General features: G+C 72.1%; 13 protein-coding genes, 1 other RNA gene and 1 pseudogene. 10 read left to right on the top strand and 5 right to left on the bottom strand.

The annotated features are described in order from the left end of the window. Positions 1-19: 19 nt before the first annotated feature. The 4 genes from AQJ64_RS42365 to AQJ64_RS42350 form a co-directional block, all read right to left on the bottom strand. Positions 20-871 carry a carbohydrate ABC transporter permease gene (locus AQJ64_RS42365; RefSeq protein ID WP_055632819.1) on the bottom strand — a complete coding sequence of 284 codons (852 nt, stop codon included), beginning with the start codon at positions 869-871 and terminating at the stop codon, positions 20-22. Continuing rightward, positions 868-2,160, bottom strand: coding sequence for a carbohydrate ABC transporter permease (locus AQJ64_RS42360; protein WP_055632820.1), 1,293 nt, complete (start codon positions 2,158-2,160; stop codon positions 868-870). Before AQJ64_RS42360 ends, AQJ64_RS42365 begins: the two co-directional genes overlap by 4 nt. A 7-nt stretch (positions 2,161-2,167) precedes the next feature. Beyond that, positions 2,168-3,550 (bottom strand): ABC transporter substrate-binding protein, encoded by a 1,383-nt coding sequence (locus AQJ64_RS42355; RefSeq protein ID WP_055632821.1) that lies wholly within the window; start codon positions 3,548-3,550, stop codon positions 2,168-2,170. 205 nt (positions 3,551-3,755) lie between these two features. Beyond that, on the bottom strand, positions 3,756-7,214 hold the full coding sequence (locus AQJ64_RS42350) for an FHA domain-containing protein (protein ID WP_059203510.1): 3,459 nt from the start codon (positions 7,212-7,214) through the stop codon (positions 3,756-3,758). Positions 7,215-7,630: 416 nt separating this feature from the next. Here AQJ64_RS42350 and AQJ64_RS42345 point away from each other — a divergent pair, with 416 nt between their 5' ends. The 4 genes from AQJ64_RS42345 (at position 7,631) to AQJ64_RS49440 (ending at position 13,019) form a co-directional block, all read left to right on the top strand. Further along, positions 7,631-9,358, top strand: coding sequence for a serine/threonine-protein kinase (locus tag AQJ64_RS42345; protein ID WP_059203509.1), 1,728 nt, complete (start codon positions 7,631-7,633; stop codon positions 9,356-9,358). A 128-nt stretch (positions 9,359-9,486) separates the two neighbouring features. After that, positions 9,487-10,734, top strand: coding sequence for a serine/threonine-protein kinase (locus AQJ64_RS42340; protein ID WP_059203508.1), 1,248 nt, complete (start codon positions 9,487-9,489; stop codon positions 10,732-10,734). Positions 10,735-10,797: 63 nt separating this feature from the next. Beyond that, on the top strand, positions 10,798-11,904 hold the full coding sequence (gene prfB / locus AQJ64_RS42335; RefSeq protein ID WP_059203507.1) for a peptide chain release factor 2: 1,107 nt from the start codon (positions 10,798-10,800) through the stop codon (positions 11,902-11,904). Positions 11,905-12,176: 272 nt separating this feature from the next. Continuing rightward, positions 12,177-13,019 (top strand): hypothetical protein, encoded by an 843-nt coding sequence (locus AQJ64_RS49440; protein ID WP_059203506.1) that lies wholly within the window; start codon positions 12,177-12,179, stop codon positions 13,017-13,019. Positions 13,020-13,148: 129 nt separating this feature from the next. Here AQJ64_RS49440 and AQJ64_RS42325 read toward each other — a convergent pair whose 3' ends face one another. Beyond that, positions 13,149-13,340: a hypothetical protein gene (locus AQJ64_RS42325; RefSeq protein ID WP_055639109.1), complete on the bottom strand. Its 192-nt coding sequence runs from the start codon at positions 13,338-13,340 to the stop codon at positions 13,149-13,151. A gap of 248 nt (positions 13,341-13,588) precedes the next feature. Here AQJ64_RS42325 and ftsE point away from each other — a divergent pair, with 248 nt between their 5' ends. The 6 genes and pseudogenes from ftsE to AQJ64_RS42295 all read left to right on the top strand — a co-directional run. Further along, positions 13,589-14,278 carry a cell division ATP-binding protein FtsE gene (ftsE, locus tag AQJ64_RS42320; protein WP_059203505.1) on the top strand — a complete coding sequence of 230 codons (690 nt, stop codon included), beginning with the start codon at positions 13,589-13,591 and terminating at the stop codon, positions 14,276-14,278. 42 nt (positions 14,279-14,320) lie between these two features. After that, positions 14,321-15,238, top strand: coding sequence for a permease-like cell division protein FtsX (gene ftsX / locus AQJ64_RS42315; RefSeq protein WP_059203504.1), 918 nt, complete (start codon positions 14,321-14,323; stop codon positions 15,236-15,238). A 67-nt stretch (positions 15,239-15,305) separates the two neighbouring features. Then, complete coding sequence (locus AQJ64_RS42310; RefSeq protein WP_079062281.1) at positions 15,306-16,472, top strand: S41 family peptidase; 1,167 nt, start codon at positions 15,306-15,308, stop codon at positions 16,470-16,472. 80 nt (positions 16,473-16,552) lie between these two features. After that, the gene (gene smpB / locus AQJ64_RS42305; protein ID WP_059203502.1) at positions 16,553-17,095 is read left to right on the top strand and encodes an SsrA-binding protein SmpB; all 543 of its coding nucleotides are present in this window, start codon (positions 16,553-16,555) and stop codon (positions 17,093-17,095) included. A 105-nt stretch (positions 17,096-17,200) separates the two neighbouring features. Beyond that, positions 17,201-17,595: a transfer-messenger RNA gene (gene ssrA / locus AQJ64_RS42300) on the top strand. A 313-nt stretch (positions 17,596-17,908) separates the two neighbouring features. After that, positions 17,909-18,947 (top strand): annotated as a pseudogene (locus AQJ64_RS42295) (virulence factor); the annotation flags it as partial.

Here is an 18,947-nt window from a genome sequence, read left to right as displayed (position 1 = left end):
CGTCCCGCCCCCGTGGTGGTTATTTGACGGCTCCCGCCATCACCCCGGACACGAACTGCCGCTGGAACGCGAAGAACACGGCCAGCGGGATCACCATCGAGATGAACGCGCCGGGTGCCAGCACGTCGATGTTGTTGCCGAACTGCCGTACCTGCGTCTGGAGGGCGACCGTGATCGGCTGGCTGTCGGCGTTGGTGAACACCAGCGCCACCAGCATGTCGTTCCACACCCACAGGAACTGGAAGATGGCCAGGCTCGCGATCGCCGGACCGCCCAGCGGCATCACGACCCTGAAGAACAGGCGCAGTTCGCCCGCCCCGTCCAGCCGGGCCGCCTCCAGCAGTTCGCGCGGGATCTCCGCGAAGAAGTTCCGCAGCAGGAACACCGCGAACGGCAGACCGAAGCCGACATGGAACAGGACCACCCCGAAGACCGAGCCGAACAGACCTATCTTGCCGAAGAGTTCGGCGATCGGGATCAGCGCCACCTGCACCGGCACCACCAGCAGCCCCACGACGGCCAGGAACCACCAGTCGCGGCCCGGGAACTCCATCCAGGCGAAGGCGTATCCGGCGAGCGAGCCGATGAAGACGACCAGCAGCGTCGCCGGGACGGTGATCAGCACCGTGTTGACGAGGGAGTCGGTGATGTCGCCGTTCTCCAGCAGCTTGCGGTAGCTGTCGAAGGTGAGCTGGGAGGGCTTGCCGAACACCGTCCACCAGCCGCTCGCGCTCAGGTCCTCCGGGGAGCGCAGCGAGGAGATCAGCAGACCGATCGTCGGCACCAGCCAGAACAGGCCGACGACCAGGAGGAAGCCCCGGACCAGACCGCTGTTGACCTTCTCGATCAGCCACCTGCCCGCCGTCGTCATCGCCGCACCTCCCGCCTGAGCCTGCGCACGTTGAACCACATCACCGGGATCACCAGCAGCAGCAGGAACACCGCGATCGCGCTGGCGATGCCGGGCTGGTTCTCCGAGAAGCCCTTGCGGTACAGCTCCAGCGCCAGCACGTTCGCGTCGTCCTGCGAGGAGCCCGGGGCGATGATGAACACCAGGTCGAACACCTTCAGCACATTGATCATCAGGGTGACGGTGACGACCGCCAGGACCGGCGCGAGCAGCGGCACGGTGACCCGGCGGAACACCTGCCACTCGTTCGCCCCGTCGACCCGCGCCGCCTCCAGGAGTTCCCGCGGCACCCCGGCGAGCCCGGCCGCGATCAGCACCATCGCGAAACCGGCCCACATCCAGATGTACGACCCGATGATCGCCGGTGTGACCAGTGAGGGGCCCAGCCAGTCCAGGCCGTTGTACGGCTCCTCGAAGTTGCTCGCGGGCAGCCGCAGCCGGGCCCCGTCGGCCGCGGCGGGCAGGGTGAAGGTGCCGTCGTCGGCGGCCGTGGTGGCGGCGACCACCTTGCCGTCCTTGACCGCCTCGATCCTCATCCCGGCGTAGCCCAGCTCCGTGGGGTCCGGGGCGCCCAGGGTGCCGACGCCCTTGCCGCGGGTGAAGTCCTGCCAGGTGGTGCCGGTGATCCTTCCCGGGTCCGGCGCCGCCCGCACGGCCTTCTTCGCGCCGTCGGGCATCTGGTCGGGGGCGACGCCGACCAGGGGAAGGGCGACCGGGGTGCCGGTGCTGACCGTCGCCTTGGTGAGATAGCCGCCGTTGTGTGCGGTGAGCGGCGAGTCACGGCCCGGGTGGGCCTTCGGGAACGCGGACGCCTGGACGAACGTGTCGTGCACCCCCACCCACACCGCGTTCGCGACCCCCTTGTCCGGGTCCTGGTCGTACACCAGCCGGAAGATGATGCCGGCGGCGAGCATCGAGATCGCCATCGGCATGAAGACGACCAGCTTGAACGCCGTGCCCCAGCGCACCCGCTCGGTCAGCACCGCGAAGATCAGACCGAGGGCGGTCGCGACCGTCGGCGCGAACACCACCCAGATCACGTTGTTCTTCAGGGCCGTGCGGATGCCGGCGTCCGTGAAGAGGGCCTTGTAGTTGTCGACTCCGGCGAAACCGTCGCCGGACCGGTCGTAGAAACTGCGCACGACCGAGTACCCGATCGGGTACACCACGAGCGCGCCCAGCAGCACCAGGGCGGGCAGCAGGAAGAGCGCCGCCACGGTTTTGCGCGTGCCGGTTACGGACCGCCTCATCGCCGGGTCAGTTCCCGTACGCCGCCGCCGCGTCCGACTCCAGTTGCCTCTGGGTGCCGGCCACGTCCGTCGGGTTCTTCAGGAAGTCCTGGAGATCCTTCCACTCGCCCTTGCCGGGCGTGCCGCCGAAGGCCTGCGGGGCCTGGTCGGACATGTCGAAGCGGAAGTCGTCGCCGGACGCGATCAGCGCCTTGGCGATCTTCTGCTGGACCTCGTTCGGATACGAGGAGATCGCGACGTTCTTGTTCGGCGAGAGGTAGCCGCCCAGCTTGGCCTGGATCGTCGCGGCCTCCGGCGAGGCCAGGAAGGTCGCCAGCGCCTGCGCACCCTCGGAGTCCTTCAGGATGACCGCCGCGTCACCGCCGGAGACCACCGGCGCGGTGCCGCCGGCCTTCGGGAACGGGAACACCTTCGCGTCCGTGCCCACCTTCGCCTTGGTGTCCGCGATGTTGACCTGCACGAAGTCGCCCTCGTAGACCATGGCGGCCTTCGGCTGGTCGCCGCCGGTGAACGTCTGTGTCACCGAGGCCGGGAACTCCGTCTGGAGCGCGCCGCTCGCCCCGCCCGCGATCCAGTCCTTCTTGCCCCAGACCTGGGCCAGCGTGGTCAGCGCCTCCTTCACCGACGGATCCGTCCACTTGATCTTGTGCTGGGCGAGCTGGTCGTACTTCTCCGGGCCCGCCTGGGACAGATAGACGTTCTCGAACCAGTCGGTGAGCGTCCAGCCGTCGGCGCCGCCGACCGAGAACGGCGTGACACCGGAGTCGTACACCGTCTGCGCGGTGTTCAGCAGCTCGTCCCACGTCTTCGGCTCGCTCGCGCCCGCGTTCTCGAAGACCTGCGCGTTGTACCAGATCAGCGACTTGTTGGCGGCCTTGTAGTAGACGCCGTACTGCTTGCCGTCGACCTTGCCGATGTCCTGCCAGCCCTGCGAGTAGTTCTTCCGCAGCTCCTTCAGGGCGTCCGCGCCCAGCGGCTTCGCCCAGCCCTGGTCGACCGCCTGCTTGACGGCGCCGGGCTGGGGGAGCATCGCCACGTCCGGCGGCGAACCGCCCGCGATCTTCGACCCCAGGAAGTTGATGATCGGGTCCTGCGCGGGCACGAAGGTCACCTTCGCGCCGGTGCGCTTCTCGAACTCCGCCAGGACCTTCTTGAAGTTCGCCTGCTCCGAGCCCGTCCACACGGCGGCCACCTCGAGCGTGGTCCCGTCCAGCTTGGGCAGGCTCAGGCCGCTGCCGGTGTCCCCGGTGCCGGTGCCGCTTCCGTTGCCGGTGCTCTTGTCGTCGTCCCCGCCGCACGCGGTGAGCGAGAGCGCGAGGGCTCCCGCCGCGAGCGCGGCGGCCGTCTTCACGGTCCTGCGTGTCCGGATGGTGTTGCTCGTCCTGCGCATCACGACCCCGTTCTTCGGATCTCGTCGAACGTCGAGCGCTGTCCCGTGAGCACTGGTCTACGCCGGGTGACGGTGGTCGGCAAGAGCGCCCGCGCTGTCAACCGGGAGATCGTGACCGCGTCGTGACGGGCGGACGGTGTCGCGGTCGGCGCCCGGGGGGCTGCCGCCCCCGGGCCCCCGCTTCGGCCCTGAAGGGAACCCGTCCTCAGACGCCGGACGGGCTGGAGGTGCCGGACCGGTGCTTGTCGGTCGCCGCCGCCCGCTCCAGAGCGCTGGCCAGGAGCGCCAGGTCCGTCGGGCCGTTGCCCAGTTCGCGGACCGGGCGGCGGGTGGGCGGGTCGCCCATACGGTGCCATTCCAGGGGGACCACGGTGGGGCGCAGGGTCGCCGTGCGGGGGATGCGGCCCGTGACCCGGCCGCCCTGGAAGGCGGTGAGGCGGCCGTCCGCGCCCCTGAGGCGGCCCCGGCCGGGGGCCGGTTCGTCGGCGCCCGAAGCCGGGGGGTCGAGGCTGACCCGAACGGTGGAACGGCGGGCCGGTTCCGACTCGGCGGTCCGGGCGTCGGGAGCCGTCGCCGCCACCAGGTGCACACCGAGGCGGTCGCCCTCGCGGGCCACCGCCTCCAGCGCGCGCATCACCGAGCCCGCGGCGGGGCGGCCGGGGGAGCCCAGGGCGGGGGAGACCAGCGCGTCGAGGTCGTCGACCACGACCACCAGACGGGGCAGCGGCGCGGGCGTCTCCGCCTGCCGGCGGGCGGCCGCCGAGGGGCGCAGGCGGAGCGTGGAGCTGGGCGGGGTGTCGAGGTCGGCGGCGCCGGAGGACGAGGGCGCGGGGGCGGCCGGGGTGCGCTGCGGCACGATCCGGCCGGACACCTCGCGGTGCGTGTGCCACTCGGCGAAGTCGGAGAGCCCGAGCAGCTCGGCCCGCCGCTTCAGCTCGGCGCTCAGCGACTGCGCGAACTCCCGCATCCGGACCGGGTCGTTGGCGGTCAGATGGCCGGTGACATGCGGTACGTCCGTACAGACGCGCAGACCGTCGCCCTGGCCGCCGGTGCCCTTGCCGACGGTGTCGCCGCCGTCCAGCAGCAGCACGCTCAGCCGCTCCGGGCGCTCGGCGGCGGCCAGCGAGGCGACGACCGCCCGCAGCAGCTCCGTACGGCCGCTGCCGGACGGGCCCTCGATCAGCAGATGGGGGCCCTCGGCGGCGAGGTCCACCGCGACCGGACCGCGCGGGCCCGCGCCCAGCACGGCCCAGGCCCGTCCGCCGAGCGCCTCGGTGTCGTCGGCCGCGTCCGCCCAGCGGGCCATCAGGGAGGCCGGGGTGGCCCGGGCCAGGCCCAGTTCGTCGAGGAGCCGGGCGGACGGGGGCAGGGGGGCCGACACGCGGGTGTGCCGCTCGCCGCCGCCGTCGGGGCGCAGCGGGGCCAGGGCGCGCGCGAACCGCTCGGCCCAGGCGGGGGAGACCGCGTCCACGGCGGCGAGCGTGCCCTGGCCCACCGGGCCCGACCTGCCGTCGCCCTCCGGCGCCACCCGGAACAGCCGGAGCGCCGTCGCCACGTCCCCGCTCAGCAGCGCCACCGCCCCGCACGCGCGAAACGCCGGTGCCGCCGCGCAGGCCGTCTCGTACGCCCGCGTCACCGGGGCGGCCGGCGACACGGCGGACGTCTCGGCCAGACACAGCACATGGATGCCGGCCCGGGGGCCCGCCACCGCCAGCCGGGTGACCGCCTCGCGCAGATCGGCGCCGCCCGGGTCGCCGTCCACGACGACCACCGTGTACGGGCCGGGGAAGCCCGCCCCGTCCTCGGCCCGCGCCCAGGACGGGCGGTGCGCGGTGACGGGTGCGGGGGCGCCGCCGTCCGGCTGCCGGTCCGCCAGACGGCGCAGCAGCTCGTCGGTGCGGGCCGCCGCCTGGTCGTGGTCGTAGGCGAGCAGGAGACGGCAGTCCTGGCCGTGGCCGGGACGCAGATGGGGCAGCCAGCCGAGCCAGGCCCACTCCGCGGTGCGCTCCTGCTCGCTGCGCGCCCGGTCCGTGCTGATCAGCACGATCTCCAGGGCGTCCGGGGAGTGCAGCGCGGCGAGTTGCGCCAGCACCGCGCGGGCCAGCCCCGCGAGCCGCGGACGCGGCCCGGCCAGGCCCAGCGCCCCCGCCTCGCGCAGCCCCGCCGTCACCGGTACGGCCGGCAGCAGGCCCGAGCCGTCCGGCGCCGGCCGGTCCGCCGTGCCGAGCCGGACCGTCAGCGCCTCCGGATGGCCGGGGGCGCGCTCCCACAGCCGGGGGCCCGGGGCCAGGGCCGTCAGCAGCAGCGCCGCCGGGTCCGGCCAGGTCTCCGGCGCGGGCGCGGTCACGGCCGAGGAGGGCGTTCCGGCGCCCGGTGCGTCGTCGTAGGCATCGGTGTCCAGGCCGTCCTGCGCGCCGCCGCGTCCGCCGGCCAGACGGCGCGCCCACGCGGAGAGACCCCCGCGCCTGCGCACACCGGGCGGGATGTCGGTGCCGCGCAGGGGGGTGCCCTTGCGGCGGGACGCGGAGGGGGCGTCGTCGTCGGGGGCGGTGCCGTGCGGGCCCCGTGCGTCGTCCTGCGGCTCGGTGCCGTGGGGCTCGCCGCCGTGGGGCTGGGCGAAGGAGCCCAGGCCGGCGGAGCCGGCGTGGGTGTCGTGGGACGAGCCGGAGGAGGGCGCGCGGCGGGCTCCGCCGGGGGCCGGGTGGTTCTCGATGTGCGGGGCGCCGCCCTGGCCCGGCACCGAGGCGGTCTCGCCGGGGGCGGGGGTGCGGGCCCGCTCGGGGCGGGGGGCCGCGGAGGCGGTCCAGTCGACCGAGCCGTAGCCGTGGCCGGTCGGGCCGTGGGGCGGTGCGGGGGTGCCGACGGGCTCCGGGCCGTCGGTCCTCGCGCCCGGCACACGCGCGTGGGCGGGTCCGGCGGCGGCCGGACCGCCCGGCTTCCCGGCGGGCGTCTCGCGCACGGGCCCGCCGCCGGTGCGTCCCCCGGCGCCGTCCGCCGTGTCGCCGCAGGGCACGCGTACGTGGCCCTCGCCGTCCGGGGCGGTGGGCACGCGGGCGCCCGGGCCGCCGGGGGGAGCGAGCCGCAGCGCCGACTCACCGACCCTGAGCAGCGCGCCCGGGGTCAGCCGGACGGGGCGGGACTGGATGCGGCCGCCGTCCAGGGTGGTGCCGTTGGTGGAGCCGAGGTCGGTGACCGTGGCGCGCCCGTCGGGGGTCAGTGTCACCGCGCAGTGCAGCCGGGAGACGTCCGGGTCGTCCAGCGGGACGTCGGCCTCGGCGGAGCGGCCGACGCGGACCTGGCCGCCGTGCAGGAGGTGCACCCCGCCGGCGTCCGGGCCCGCGACCACGTGCAGCCGGGCGGGGGCGTCGTCGACCTCGGGATGTGGCTCGGGGTCGGCCGGGGCGCCCACGGCGAGGACCGCGCCGTCGATCAGCGGGGGCTCGCCGAGGGTGCAGCGCCGGCTGTCGAGCCGCTCCGCGCCCGCGTACAGGACGACGGGCGCGCCGCTCGCGCTCTCCCCGGAGACCGCGGCGGACAGGGCGGACGCGACCTCGGCCAGGGCCGTGCCGGCGGGCGCCGTGACCAGTACGTCGCAGCTCGCGGCGCGGCCCCGCCCCTCCGCGGACGCGCCCAGCGGGTCTACGACGGTCAGCCGGATCTGCATCGCCGTCAGCGGTCCCTTCTGCCCGGGCGCGGACAACCCCCCACCCCGCACGAGCACATCGGCCAGTACTGCAGGCATCCTCGCACCTGTCACCGACAATCCGCCCACCGCCCGAGTGCAAGTGATCTTGATTGGTCGGCTCTGCCCGCAAAAGTGCCTGACCATTCGATCGCCGGCGATCGGACGACGATCAGTTGAGATCGGTCACGCCGGGGTGCGGCAACCGGGGGACCGGGGTGCGCGTCTTCCCTTCGAACGGGCAGGGAAGAAGGCACGTAACCGTACGTAAGGCCCATAGGAAGAGGACAGCCCGGTACAGGGACCCCGGCACTACAGTGGGTCGGAACACAGGCAGAACAGCCAAGCAAGCAGCAAGCAAGCAGCAAGCAGCCAGCAAGCAGCAGGGAGCGCGTGACGTGCGGCCAGTCGGCAGCAAGTACCTGCTCGAGGAGCCGCTCGGACGCGGCGCCACGGGCACCGTCTGGCGAGCCCGCCAGCGCGAGACCGCGGGCGCCGAGGCGGCCGTGCCCGGTCAGCCCGGGGAGACCGTCGCGATCAAGGTCCTCAAGGAGGAACTGGCGAGCGACCCCGATGTCGTGATGCGGTTCCTGCGCGAGCGGTCCGTGCTGCTGCGCCTGACGCACCCGAACATCGTCCGGGTCCGCGACCTGGTGGTCGAGGGCGATCTGCTGGCGCTCGTCATGGACCTCGTCGACGGCCCCGACCTGCACCGCTACCTGCGCGAGAACGGCCCGCTGACGCCGGTGGCCGCCGCGCTGCTCACCGCCCAGGTCGCCGACGCGCTCGCCGCGAGCCACGCCGACGGCGTGGTCCACCGCGACCTGAAGCCGGCCAACGTCCTGCTGATGCAGGAGGGCGGCCAGATGCACCCGATGCTCACCGACTTCGGCATCGCCCGCCTCGCCGACTCCCCGGGCCTGACCCGCACCAGCGAGTTCGTCGGCACGCCCGCGTACGTGGCGCCCGAGTCGGCGGAGGGCCGTCCGCAGACCTCGGCGGTCGACATCTACGGCGCCGGCATCCTGCTGTACGAACTGGTCACCGGCCGTCCGCCGTTCGCTGGCGGCTCCGCGCTCGAAGTGCTCCACCAGCACCTCAGCGCCGAACCGCGCCGCCCCTCCACCGTCCCCGACCCGCTGTGGACGGTCATAGAGCGCTGCCTGAGCAAGACCCCCGAGGGCCGGCCGAGCGCCCAGAACCTCGCGCGCGGGCTGCGGATCGTCGCCGAGGGCATCGGGGTGCACGCCAACTCGATGCAGATCGCCGCCGCCGAGGGCGTCGTCCATCTCCTCGCCCCGGACCCGGCGCCCGCACAGGTGCCGGGCGCGGACGCGGGAGCGGGCCTGCCCCAGGGGGCGTACGACCCGAACGCCGCGACCAGCGTGCTCCCGCACACCGGTGCCGCCGGGCCCGCCGGCGCCGCCGACGCCACCGCCGTCCTGCCGCACACGGGCGGCCCGGGCGGTGCCGCCGACCCGACGGCCGTACTGCCGCCGGTGCCGCAGCACCAGCCGGGACAGCAGCAGCCCGAACAGCCGCACCCCTGGCAGACCCAGCTGCGGGCGGCCCGCGACCGCAACGAACAGACCCAGGTCCAGCAGTACCTCGACCCGGGCGAGGACCCGCTGCGCCGCCGACCCCAGCGGCAGGTGTCCCGGCCGCAGCAGCCGCCGCAGCGCCCGCAGCAGCGGCCCCAGCAGGGCGGCTACCCGCCCCAGCAGGGCGGCGGGTACGGCTACCAGCAGCAGCCCCAGCAGCAGTACGCCCCGCCGCAGCAGCCTCAGCAGCAGCCCCAGCGGTACGCACCGGCACCGGCTCCGCAGCCCCAGCCCCAGCGGCAGGCGCAGCGGCCCGCGCCCGAGCCCCGGCAGCCCCGCGAGCCGCGCCAGCGCGGCGCCAACCCGATGAAGATCCCCGGCCTCGGCTGTCTGAAGGGCTGCCTGTTCACGATCGTCATCTTCTTCGTGGCCGGCTGGCTCGTCTGGGAGTTCAGCCCGCTCCAGGAGTGGATCGGCACGGGCCGCACCTGGTGGGGCGAGCTGACCCACCTGTTCAACCAGTTCACGGACTTCGTCGGTGAACTCGGCAACCTCGGCGGCGACTCCGGCGGCAACAAGCCCTGAGGGCGGGCGGTCCCCGACCGCGAGTCTGTGGACTTGTCGACATCTGGCGGGTGATTTCCGTCTCCGCGGTGAAGGTTGGCTCGTAGGACGCGTACTTTGTTCGGCAACACGCGTCTGTAGGAGCAGTCTTGGCACGGAAGATCGGCAGCCGGTACACCGCCCACCAGATCCTGGGTCGGGGCAGCGCCGGCACGGTGTGGCTGGGCGAGGGACCCGAGGGGCCCGTCGCCATCAAGCTGCTGCGCGAGGACCTCGCCTCCGACGAGGAGCTCGTGGGCCGCTTCGTGCAGGAGCGCACGGCGCTGCTCGGCCTCGAACACCCGAACGTGGTCTCGGTACGGGACCTGGTGGTCGACGGCAACGACCTGGCACTCGTCATGGACCTGGTCCGGGGCACCGATCTGCGCACCCGGCTCGACCGGGACCGCAGGCTCGCGCCCGAGGCCGCGGTGGCGATCGTCGCCGATGTCGCGGAGGGGCTGGCCGCGGCGCACGCCGCCGGGGTGGTGCACCGGGACGTCAAGCCGGAGAACGTCCTGCTCGACATGCAGGGCCCGCTGGGCCCCGGCGGCTCGCACCGCGCGCTGCTGACCGACTTCGGGGTCGCGAAGCTGATCGACACCCCGAAGCGGACCCGGGCCACGAAGATCATCGGCACACCGGACTATCTCGCCCCGGAGATCGTCGAGGGACTGCCGCCGCGGGCCTCCGTGGACATCTACGCACTGGCGACCGTGCTCTACGAGCTGCTGGCCGGGTTCACGCCGTTCGGCGGGGGACATCCGGGGGCCGTGCTGCGGCGCCATGTCACGGAGACGGTCGCTCCGCTCCCCGGCATCCCCGACGAGCTGTGGCAGCTGATCGTGCAGTGTCTGGCGAAGGGGCCGGCCTCGCGGCTGCGGGCGTCCGAGCTGGCGGCGCGGCTGCGCGAGCAGCTGCCCACCCTGGCCGGGATGCCGCCGCTCGACGTGGACGAGCCGGACACCGAGCCGGCGGCGGAGGGCGGCGAGCCCGCGGACCCGGCCTCGCCCGCCCCGGCGGCGCCCTCCGGGCGGGCGCGGCGGGGGTCGGTGCCGCTGGTGCCGGGCGCCAAGCCGGACTCCAACCGGGACACCCACACGTCGATGCGGGTGCCGGCGCCCGACGAGCTGGCGGGCGGGGCGCACGGGACGGCGCGGGTGCCTAGGGCGGCGGGGGCACCCCGCCCGGGCTCCGCGCGGAACCGGGCCGTCACCCGGCGCCGCCGGATCACCCTGGGGGCGGCGGCGGTCGCGCTGGTCGCGGCGGTGGGCGTCGGCACCTGGGCGGCGACCTCGGGCGACGACGCGGGCGCGTCCCCCCAGGACACCGGCACCTCGGCCCCGTCCACCCCGTAGCCCCTCCGGGGCCGGGACCGGCGTCGGAGGGGAGCGGATGGCGGGTCCGTTACGCTGGAGGGCGTGGCAGTCGTCGATGTATCCGAAGAGCTCAAGTCCCTCTCCTCGACCATGGAGTCGATCGAGGCCGTTCTGGACCTCGACAAGCTGAGGGCAGACATCGCCGTGCTCGAGGAGCAGGCGGCCGCGCCGTCCCTGTGGGACAACCCGGACGAGGCGCAGAAGATCACCAGCAAGCTGAGTCACCTCCAGGCGGAGGTCAGGAAGGCCGAGGCCCTGCGCGGGCGGATCGACGATCTCGCCGTGCTCTTCGAGATGGCCGAGGAGGAGGACGACCCGGACACCCGTGCCGAGGCCGAGTCCGAGCTCGCAGCCGTCCGCAAGGCACTGGACGAGATGGAGGTCCGGACGCTTCTCAGCGGCGAGTACGACGCCCGCGAGGCGCTCGTGAACATCCGCGCCGAGGCCGGTGGCGTGGACGCCGCCGACTTCGCCGAGAAGCTCCAGCGCATGTACCTGCGCTGGGCGGAGCAGCACGGCTACAAGACCGAGATCTACGAGACCTCGTACGCGGAAGAGGCCGGCATCAAGTCGACCACCTTCGCCGTGCAGGTGCCGTACGCCTACGGAACCCTCTCCGTGGAGCAGGGCACCCACCGGCTGGTGCGCATCTCGCCCTACGACAACCAGGGGCGCCGCCAGACCTCCTTCGCGGGGGTCGAGGTGCTTCCCGTGGTCGAGCAGACCGACCACATCGAGATCGACGAGTCCGAGCTGCGGGTGGACGTCTACCGCTCGTCCGGACCCGGCGGCCAGGGCGTGAACACCACCGACTCCGCGGTGCGCCTCACCCACCTCCCCACCGGCATCGTCGTCTCCTGCCAGAACGAGCGCTCGCAGATCCAGAACAAGGCGACCGCGATGAACGTTCTGCAGGCCAAGCTCCTCGAGCGGCGGCGGCAGGAGGAGCAGGCCAAGATGGACGCCCTGAAGGGCGACGGCGGCAACTCCTGGGGCAACCAGATGCGGTCCTACGTCCTGCACCCGTACCAGATGGTCAAGGACCTCCGCACCGACTTCGAGGTCGGCAACCCCGAGGCCGTCTTCAACGGTGAGCTCGACGGGTTCCTGGAGGCAGGAATTCGCTGGCGCAAGCAGCGGGAGAAGTAGTTTTGTCGACAAGGCAACCGCCCCTGAATCAGGGGCGGTTGCCTTTTACGTCACATTCACAGCTCCAACATTGCGCAAAGGCCCCCGACTTGGACATTGCGGCCGCAACGACCTTGACGTTGCTTTGAAAAATCGGGAGGGTGCAGTGTGGCATGCGTATCTTCGGGGCGCATGTGAACCGGGGGGTTTCAGCCAGTAGTTCAGCTACCCCCGTCGATCACCGCCCCGAGCGCGCCCTCATCGACGATTCAGCTACTGGGGGTAGCAGCTATATGACAAAGAAGACGCGGATCCGGGTCGCGCGGCTCGCAGCCGGCGCCGTGATCGCCGCGGGCGCCTCCCTGACCGTGGCGGGCGTCGCCTCGGCCGTGGACGGCAACCTCGTTTCCACGGCCGACGACACCGAGGTCACCACCCAGGACGATCCCGACCCGTGCGACCCGATCGGGGTCTGCACCACCACGGGCACCACGGGGACCACGGGGACCACGGGCACCGACACCACCGGTACGACCGGCACCACGGGTACGGACACGACCGGCACGACCGGGACCACGGGCACCGACACCACGGGCACCACCGGTACGACCGGGACCACGGGCACGGACACGACCGGTACGACCGGCACGACCGGGACCACGGGCACCGACACCACGGGCACCACCGGTACGACCGGCACCACGGGCACGGACACGACCGGGACCACGGGCACCACCGGTACCACGGGTACGACCGGTACCACGGGTACCACCGGCACCACGGGCACCACCGGTACCACGGGCACGACCGGCGACGACTCCACCGGCGGCTCCAGCTCCACCGGTGGCTCCTCCAGCACCGGTGGGTCCTCCGCCGACGGTGGCAGCTCCTCCTCCACCAGCGGGGGCACCGACACCGACGGCACCTCCACCCAGGAGGAGGGCACCTCCGCCCTGACCGACACCTCGGACAGCGCCTCCGACACCACCGCCCAGGGCGGCGGCGGGGAGCTCGCCGAGACCGGTGCCGGCCAGACCACCTTCCTGATCATCGGCGCCGCCACCATGATCGCGGGCGGTGTCGCCTTCCGCGTCCTGCCGCGCGTCGTCGCGGGCCGCGGCGGGGCCGCTGCCTGACGGTGGCCGTACCTGCGCGTGACGTGAGGTGACGTACGCGAGAAGGGGCCCGGAGCCGATCGGCTCCGGGCCCCTTCTGTGTCTTCCGCGTCGTCTTCCGCGTCGTCTTCTACGTCGTGGGAGCGGCCGCTACGCGGTCTGGTGGGCCAGCAGTGCCACCGCCGCCACCAGGACCGCCAGCAGCGCGATCAGCGCCATGGGGTTCAGCCCCGCGAAGAAGTTCTCCTGCTGCAGCCGCTCGCGGTTCGCACGGCACACGGGGCACCGGCCCTCGCTCACGGGCGCCGCGCAGTTAGCGCACACCAGCCGGTCGTACGTCATGCGCCTCGCCCTCCTTGCACCGGTTCCATGTACTTCAACGCTCACGCAACCGAGAACGTTCCCCCTCCACTGTGCCAGGTTCCCGCCAGGGCCGCGCGGCCCTGCCGGAGAGGGGCCCGGACGAACTCCGGGACAAAGTCCCGTACAAAAACGCACAAGCCTGCCGCAACCTCTCCCGGCGACTGCGCCCACGCGCCCGGTTCGCGTATGGTCACGCTCATCTACCCCCGGCGACCCGTGGTGCACCCGTGATCCGATTCGACAACGTCTCCAAGGTCTACCCCAAGCAGACCCACCCCGCACTCAGGGATGTCTCCCTGGAAGTGGAGAAGGGCGAGTTCGTCTTCCTCGTGGGGTCCTCCGGCTCCGGAAAGTCCACCTTCCTGCGGCTGATCCTCCGCGAGGAGCGGTGCAGCCACGGCCAGGTGCACGTCCTCGGCAAGGACCTCGCACGGCTCTCCAACTGGAAGGTGCCGCAGATGCGCCGCCAGCTGGGGACCGTCTTCCAGGACTTCCGGCTGCTGCCGAACAAGACGGTGGCGGAGAACGTCGCCTTCGCGCAGGAGGTCATCGGCAAGTCCAAGGGCGAGATCCGCAAGTCCGTGCCGCAGGTGCTCGACCTGGTCGGGCTCGGCGGCAAGGAGGACCGCAGGCCCGGTGAGCTCTCCGGCGGTGAGCAGCAGCGCGTCGCCATCGCGCGGGCCTTCGTCAACCGGCCCAAGCTGCTGATCGCCGACGAGCCGACCGGCAACCTCGACCCGCAGACCTCCGTCGGCATCATGAAGCTGCTCGACCGGATCAACCGGACCGGCACGACCGTCGTGATGGCCACGCACGACCAGAACATCGTGGACCAGATGCGCAAGCGCGTCATCGAGCTGGAGAAGGGCCGCCTCGTCCGTGACCAGGCGCGCGGCGTCTACGGCTACCAGCACTGACCGCCCCCGCAGACGTTCACGGAAAGGCCTCAAGAACACGCCATGCGTGCCCAGTTCGTACTCTCCGAGATCGGTGTCGGTCTCCGGCGCAATCTGACGATGACCTTCGCCGTCATCGTGTCCGTGGCCCTGTCGCTCGCGCTGTTCGGCGGGTCGCTCCTCATGAGCGACCAGGTCAGCACCATGAAGGGCTACTGGTACGACAAGGTCAACGTCTCGATCTTCCTCTGCAACAAGAGTGACGCCGAGTCCGACCCCAACTGCGCCAAGGGCGCGGTGACGGACGACCAGAAGAAGCAGATCAAGACCGACCTCGGCAAGATGTCGGTGGTGGAGAAGGTGACGTACGAGTCGCAGGACGACGCGTACAAGCACTACAAGGAGCAGTTCGGCGACTCGCCGCTGGCCGCCTCCCTCACCCCGGACCAGATGCAGGAGTCGTACCGGATCAAGCTGAAGGACCCGGAGAAGTACCAGGTCATCGCGACCGCCTTCGACGGCCGGGACGGCGTGCAGTCGGTGCAGGACCAGAAGGGCATCCTGGACAACCTCTTCGGGCTCCTCAACGGCATGAACTGGGCCGCGCGCGCGGTGATGGCGCTGATGCTGGTGGTCGCGCTGATGCTGATCGTCAACACGGTGCGGGTCTCGGCGTTCAGCCGTCGGCGGGAGACCGGGATCATGCGCCTCGTCGGCGCCTCCGGCTTCTACATCCAGGCCCCGTTCATCGCCGAGGCCGCGGTCGCCGGCCTGATCGGCGGCACGGTCGCCTGCGGCTTCCTGGTGATCGCCCGGTACTTCATCATCGACCACGGTCTCGCCCTGTCCGAGAAGCTGAACCTGATCAACTTCATCGGCTGGGACGCGGTCCTGACGAAGCTTCCGCTGATCCTCGCCACCAGCCTGCTGATGCCGGCCCTGGCGGCGTTCTTCGCGCTGCGCAAGTACCTGAAGGTGTGACGCACGCCCCGCGAGCCGTACGGTCAAGCGACCGTACGGCTCTTCGCGTTCCCCTAGACTCACCGCCATGTCAGGCCGCGACCTGTTCTGCCAGCCCCGCCGTTTCGGCCGCGGGGCCGCCCTGACATTGGTGTTCGCGAGCGTGCTCGCCGCCGGTGCCGCGACCGGGGCGCTCCCGGGCGACGGGCGGCGGACCGCTTCCGGGCCGGCGCGTGAGGCGTCGGCCGGGCACTCCGAACAGGTGACCCGCGCGGCCGAGGAGGCCGCAGCGGTCGGCAAGTCCCCCATGGAGGCGGCGGAGCGCGCGGTCAGCCGCAGCGGGGACCGCTGGGCCGCCGTCTACTCCGCGGGCGAGTACGAGGAGTTCGAGGAGTCCCTCGACGGCCGTTACACGGGCGTCGGCCTGTGGGCGCGGCGCGACGCGCAGGGGCGGATCGAGGTCACCGAGGTGCGGCCCGGATCGCCCGCGGCCGGCGCCGGGATCCGTGCCGGGGACCGGCTGCGCAGCGTCGACGGACAAGAGGTCGACGGCCGTCCGGTCACCGAGGTCGTCTCCTTACTGCGCGGTGACGCCACGGACGCGGCCGCCGGTACGACCGTCACCCTGGGCCTGGAGCGCGGTACGCGCGCGTGGCGCGAGACGCTGCGCCGGGCCCTGCTGTCCACGGACTCCGTCACCGTCCGCCGCGCCTCCGGCGGCGCCGTCGTCATCAAGATCTCCGCGTTCACCAAGGGCGTCGGCTCCGCCGTCCGCTCCGCCGTCCGGGCGGCCCCGGCCGGCGCCGGAATCGTCCTGGACCTGCGCGGCAACTCCGGCGGGCTGGTCGCCGAGGCCACCGCCACCGCCTCCGTCTTCCTCGACGGCGGCCTCGTCGCCACGTACGACGTGGACGGCGCCCAGCGCGCCCTGCACGCCGACCTCGGCGGCGACACCGACCGCCCCCTCGTGGCCCTCGTCGACGGCGGCACCATGAGCGCGGCGGAGCTGCTCACCGGCGCCCTCCAGGACCGGGGCCGCGCGGTCGTCGTGGGCTCGCGCACCTTCGGCAAGGGCTCGGTGCAGATGCCGAGCGAGCTGCCCGACGGCTCGGTCGCCGAGCTGACCGTCGGCCACTACCGCACCCCCTCCGGCCGCGCGGTCGACGGCACGGGCATCACCCCCGACCTGGAGGTCACCGACGGGGCCCTGGAGCGGGCCGAGACGGTGCTCGGCGGCCTCGGGGACCCCTCGTGAGCGCGTCCGCGGTCCACGCGTAATCGGCTTTCCCTCCGACCCCCTCCAGGTGCGAAAATGGCGGGACTATGAGCAAGGGAATGTACGTACCGAAGGAGTCCCAGCCCAAGCAGGGCGGGACGGCCGCCAAGGCCAGGGACGGGGAGAAGGGCGGCAAGCGCAAGATCGTCGCCCAGAACAAGAAGGCCCGCCACGACTACGCGATCATCGACACCTACGAGGCCGGGATCGTCCTCACCGGCACCGAGGTGAAGTCGCTGCGCCAGGGGCGGACCTCGCTGACCGACGGCTTCGTCCAGATCGACGGCGGTGAGGCGTGGCTGTACAACGCCCACATCCCCGAGTACAGCCAGGGCAGCTGGACCAACCACTCCGCGCGCCGCAAGCGCAAGCTGCTGCTGCACCGCGAGGAGATCGACAAGCTGGCGGTGACGTCCGAGGAGACGGGGCACACCATCGTGCCGCTCGCCCTGTACTTCAAGGACGGCCGGGCGAAGGCCGAGATCGCGCTGGCGCGCGGCAAGAAGGAGTACGACAAGCGGCAGACCCTGCGCGAGCAGCAGGACCGCCGGGAGACGGACCGGGCGATCGCGGCGGCGAAGCGGCGGCAGCGGGGCGTCTGACCCGCGCGGAATACGGTGGCATCCGCGTGCGTCGGTCACGTACGATGGCATCGCACTCCAGCGAGGGTGCGGCTCCCTCTCCGGAGGGGTTTGAAAAATCAACATGGGGATGATCGGTTTCGACAGCGGCTGTCGAAGCAGGGGAAGCGTGTCGAGAAAGCGGCCATGATCTCGTAAACCACAGGCCGAAAAAAATAATCGCCAATTCCAAGAGCGATTCTCCCGAGCTCTACGCTCTCGCTGCCTGATCAGGTAGTGATCGTTTAGCTCCTTCATGGGAGTGTCAGCCCGGGCTCGTTCCCGACCCGGTTCCTGGCATCAGCTAGGGGACTAAACCTTGATCCCGGTCACGGGGTGAAGAGGGAAACCAAACAGTGACTGGGCCCGTCGGCGACTTGTTCGCGTGATCGCCGGGGCCGAGAAAATCACAGCGAACTGCGCACGGAGAAGCCCTGGTTCCGCACCGTTGGACGCGGGTTCGATTCCCGCCATCTCCACTCATCCCATGTGGACGAAGGCCCTGTCGCATCACGGCGGGGCCTTCGTGCTGCCCGGGCCCACGCCACCCTGGCATCACGTTTCTCACAATTCTCTCAGAAACCCTTGTCCTGAACCCGTCACATCTGCGTAAGGTGATCGCCGCGCCCGACGGAGCCGACCACTCCGTCATCGTGCGCGACCACAGGCGACCGGGGGGATGTCCGTCGCCACGGGGAGAGACAGACCGTTCGTCATGCCGCGAGCCGGCTCTTCACGCATGCCCTGACGCAGGGGAGGCCCCCGGTCGCCGTCCATGCGATGAAGGGATGCCTCTTGCGCCCCGTACGAGGGTTCATCAGGCCCGGATCACCACGGTCCGGGCCACTCACCACACTGCTGACGGCCACCGTCGCGGCCGCCGTACTGGGCGGCCTCGCCGTCCAGCCGTCGCTGCTCGGCCGGTACGCGGCCGACGACATGGCGCCCGTGGCCGACAGCTACGACGGCTTCGACGCGAAGGCGGCCGAACAGCTCCGCCAGGACCAGTGCCTCATGACCGAGGTCCTGCGCATGGGCGGACCGGCCATGTACGGCGTCGCCCAGAACGGACTGAACCAGCCACCGGACAAGCTGCACACGGCGGCCGACCGGCAGTACTGGAACACCACCGCGCTGAGCACCGCGTTCCAGAAGGACCGCGACGACATCGACAAGATCGACCTGTACGGGCGGCTCGGGGAGTGGAAGAAGCCCCTGTCCGGGCTCTCCTACCCGGGCGGCTTCCAGAGCGTCGCGGACTTCGTCGACCCGCCGGGCCTCGCCGGACGAGGCCAGGACTACTTCCAGCAGGTCGGCATCACCCCCTGGCTCGGCGCCCAGTGGTGGAAGAGCGAGGGCGACTACTACGAGGACCCGACCCCGAAGGCCGACGACGCGACCGCGAAGGCGGTCACCGACCTCGGCACCCCGCTCTACGGCAAGGACCCCGATCCGAGCCTTCCGCAGGCCGAGTGGAACCGGGCCCTGGCCGAGCAGCGGGCCTGGGAAGACCGCGTCTTCATGCACAAGCAGTGGGCCGACGACGCCCGCATCTTCCTCTCCTCCGGCGGCTTCCCGCGCACCGCGCCCGAGCCGGGCAGTGTCGAGCACCGCATCGCGGTCGAGGACCTGAAGTCCCGGTTCGCCTCCTGCGACTGGCACAGCCCCGCCGACCCGAACAAGGTCCTCGGCAAGCAGGTCGCGGACGCCTCCGCCGAGTGGCAGCAGGAGATCGCCGCCCAGGCGACCCAGCGCAACCAGATCCTGAACGCGAGCCGGGACGCCACCAAGTCCCTCGCCGACGGCGCCTCCGCGCTGGGCGAGATGCTGGGCC

Origin of the sequence: Streptomyces griseoruber (assembly GCF_001514205.1) — a bacterium.
Lineage (GTDB): Bacteria > Actinomycetota > Actinomycetes > Streptomycetales > Streptomycetaceae > Streptomyces > Streptomyces griseoruber.
Note: the sequence above shows the minus strand (reverse complement) of the source record. Positions and strands in the feature narration are given on the sequence as shown.

Coding starts and splice junctions, on each gene's coding strand:
- ftsX (WP_059203504.1), top strand. CDS start 14,321: ATGCGTGCCCAGTTCGTACTCTCCGAGATCGGTGTCGGTCTCCGGCGC.
- AQJ64_RS42365 (WP_055632819.1), bottom strand. CDS start 871: ATGACGACGGCGGGCAGGTGGCTGATCGAGAAGGTCAACAGCGGTCTG.
- AQJ64_RS42360 (WP_055632820.1), bottom strand. CDS start 2,160: ATGAGGCGGTCCGTAACCGGCACGCGCAAAACCGTGGCGGCGCTCTTC.
- AQJ64_RS42350 (WP_059203510.1), bottom strand. CDS start 7,214: ATGCAGATCCGGCTGACCGTCGTAGACCCGCTGGGCGCGTCCGCGGAG.
- AQJ64_RS49440 (WP_059203506.1), top strand. CDS start 12,177: ATGACAAAGAAGACGCGGATCCGGGTCGCGCGGCTCGCAGCCGGCGCC.
- AQJ64_RS42325 (WP_055639109.1), bottom strand. CDS start 13,340: ATGACGTACGACCGGCTGGTGTGCGCTAACTGCGCGGCGCCCGTGAGC.
- smpB (WP_059203502.1), top strand. CDS start 16,553: ATGTACGTACCGAAGGAGTCCCAGCCCAAGCAGGGCGGGACGGCCGCC.
- AQJ64_RS42310 (WP_079062281.1), top strand. CDS start 15,306: ATGTCAGGCCGCGACCTGTTCTGCCAGCCCCGCCGTTTCGGCCGCGGG.
- AQJ64_RS42355 (WP_055632821.1), bottom strand. CDS start 3,550: ATGCGCAGGACGAGCAACACCATCCGGACACGCAGGACCGTGAAGACG.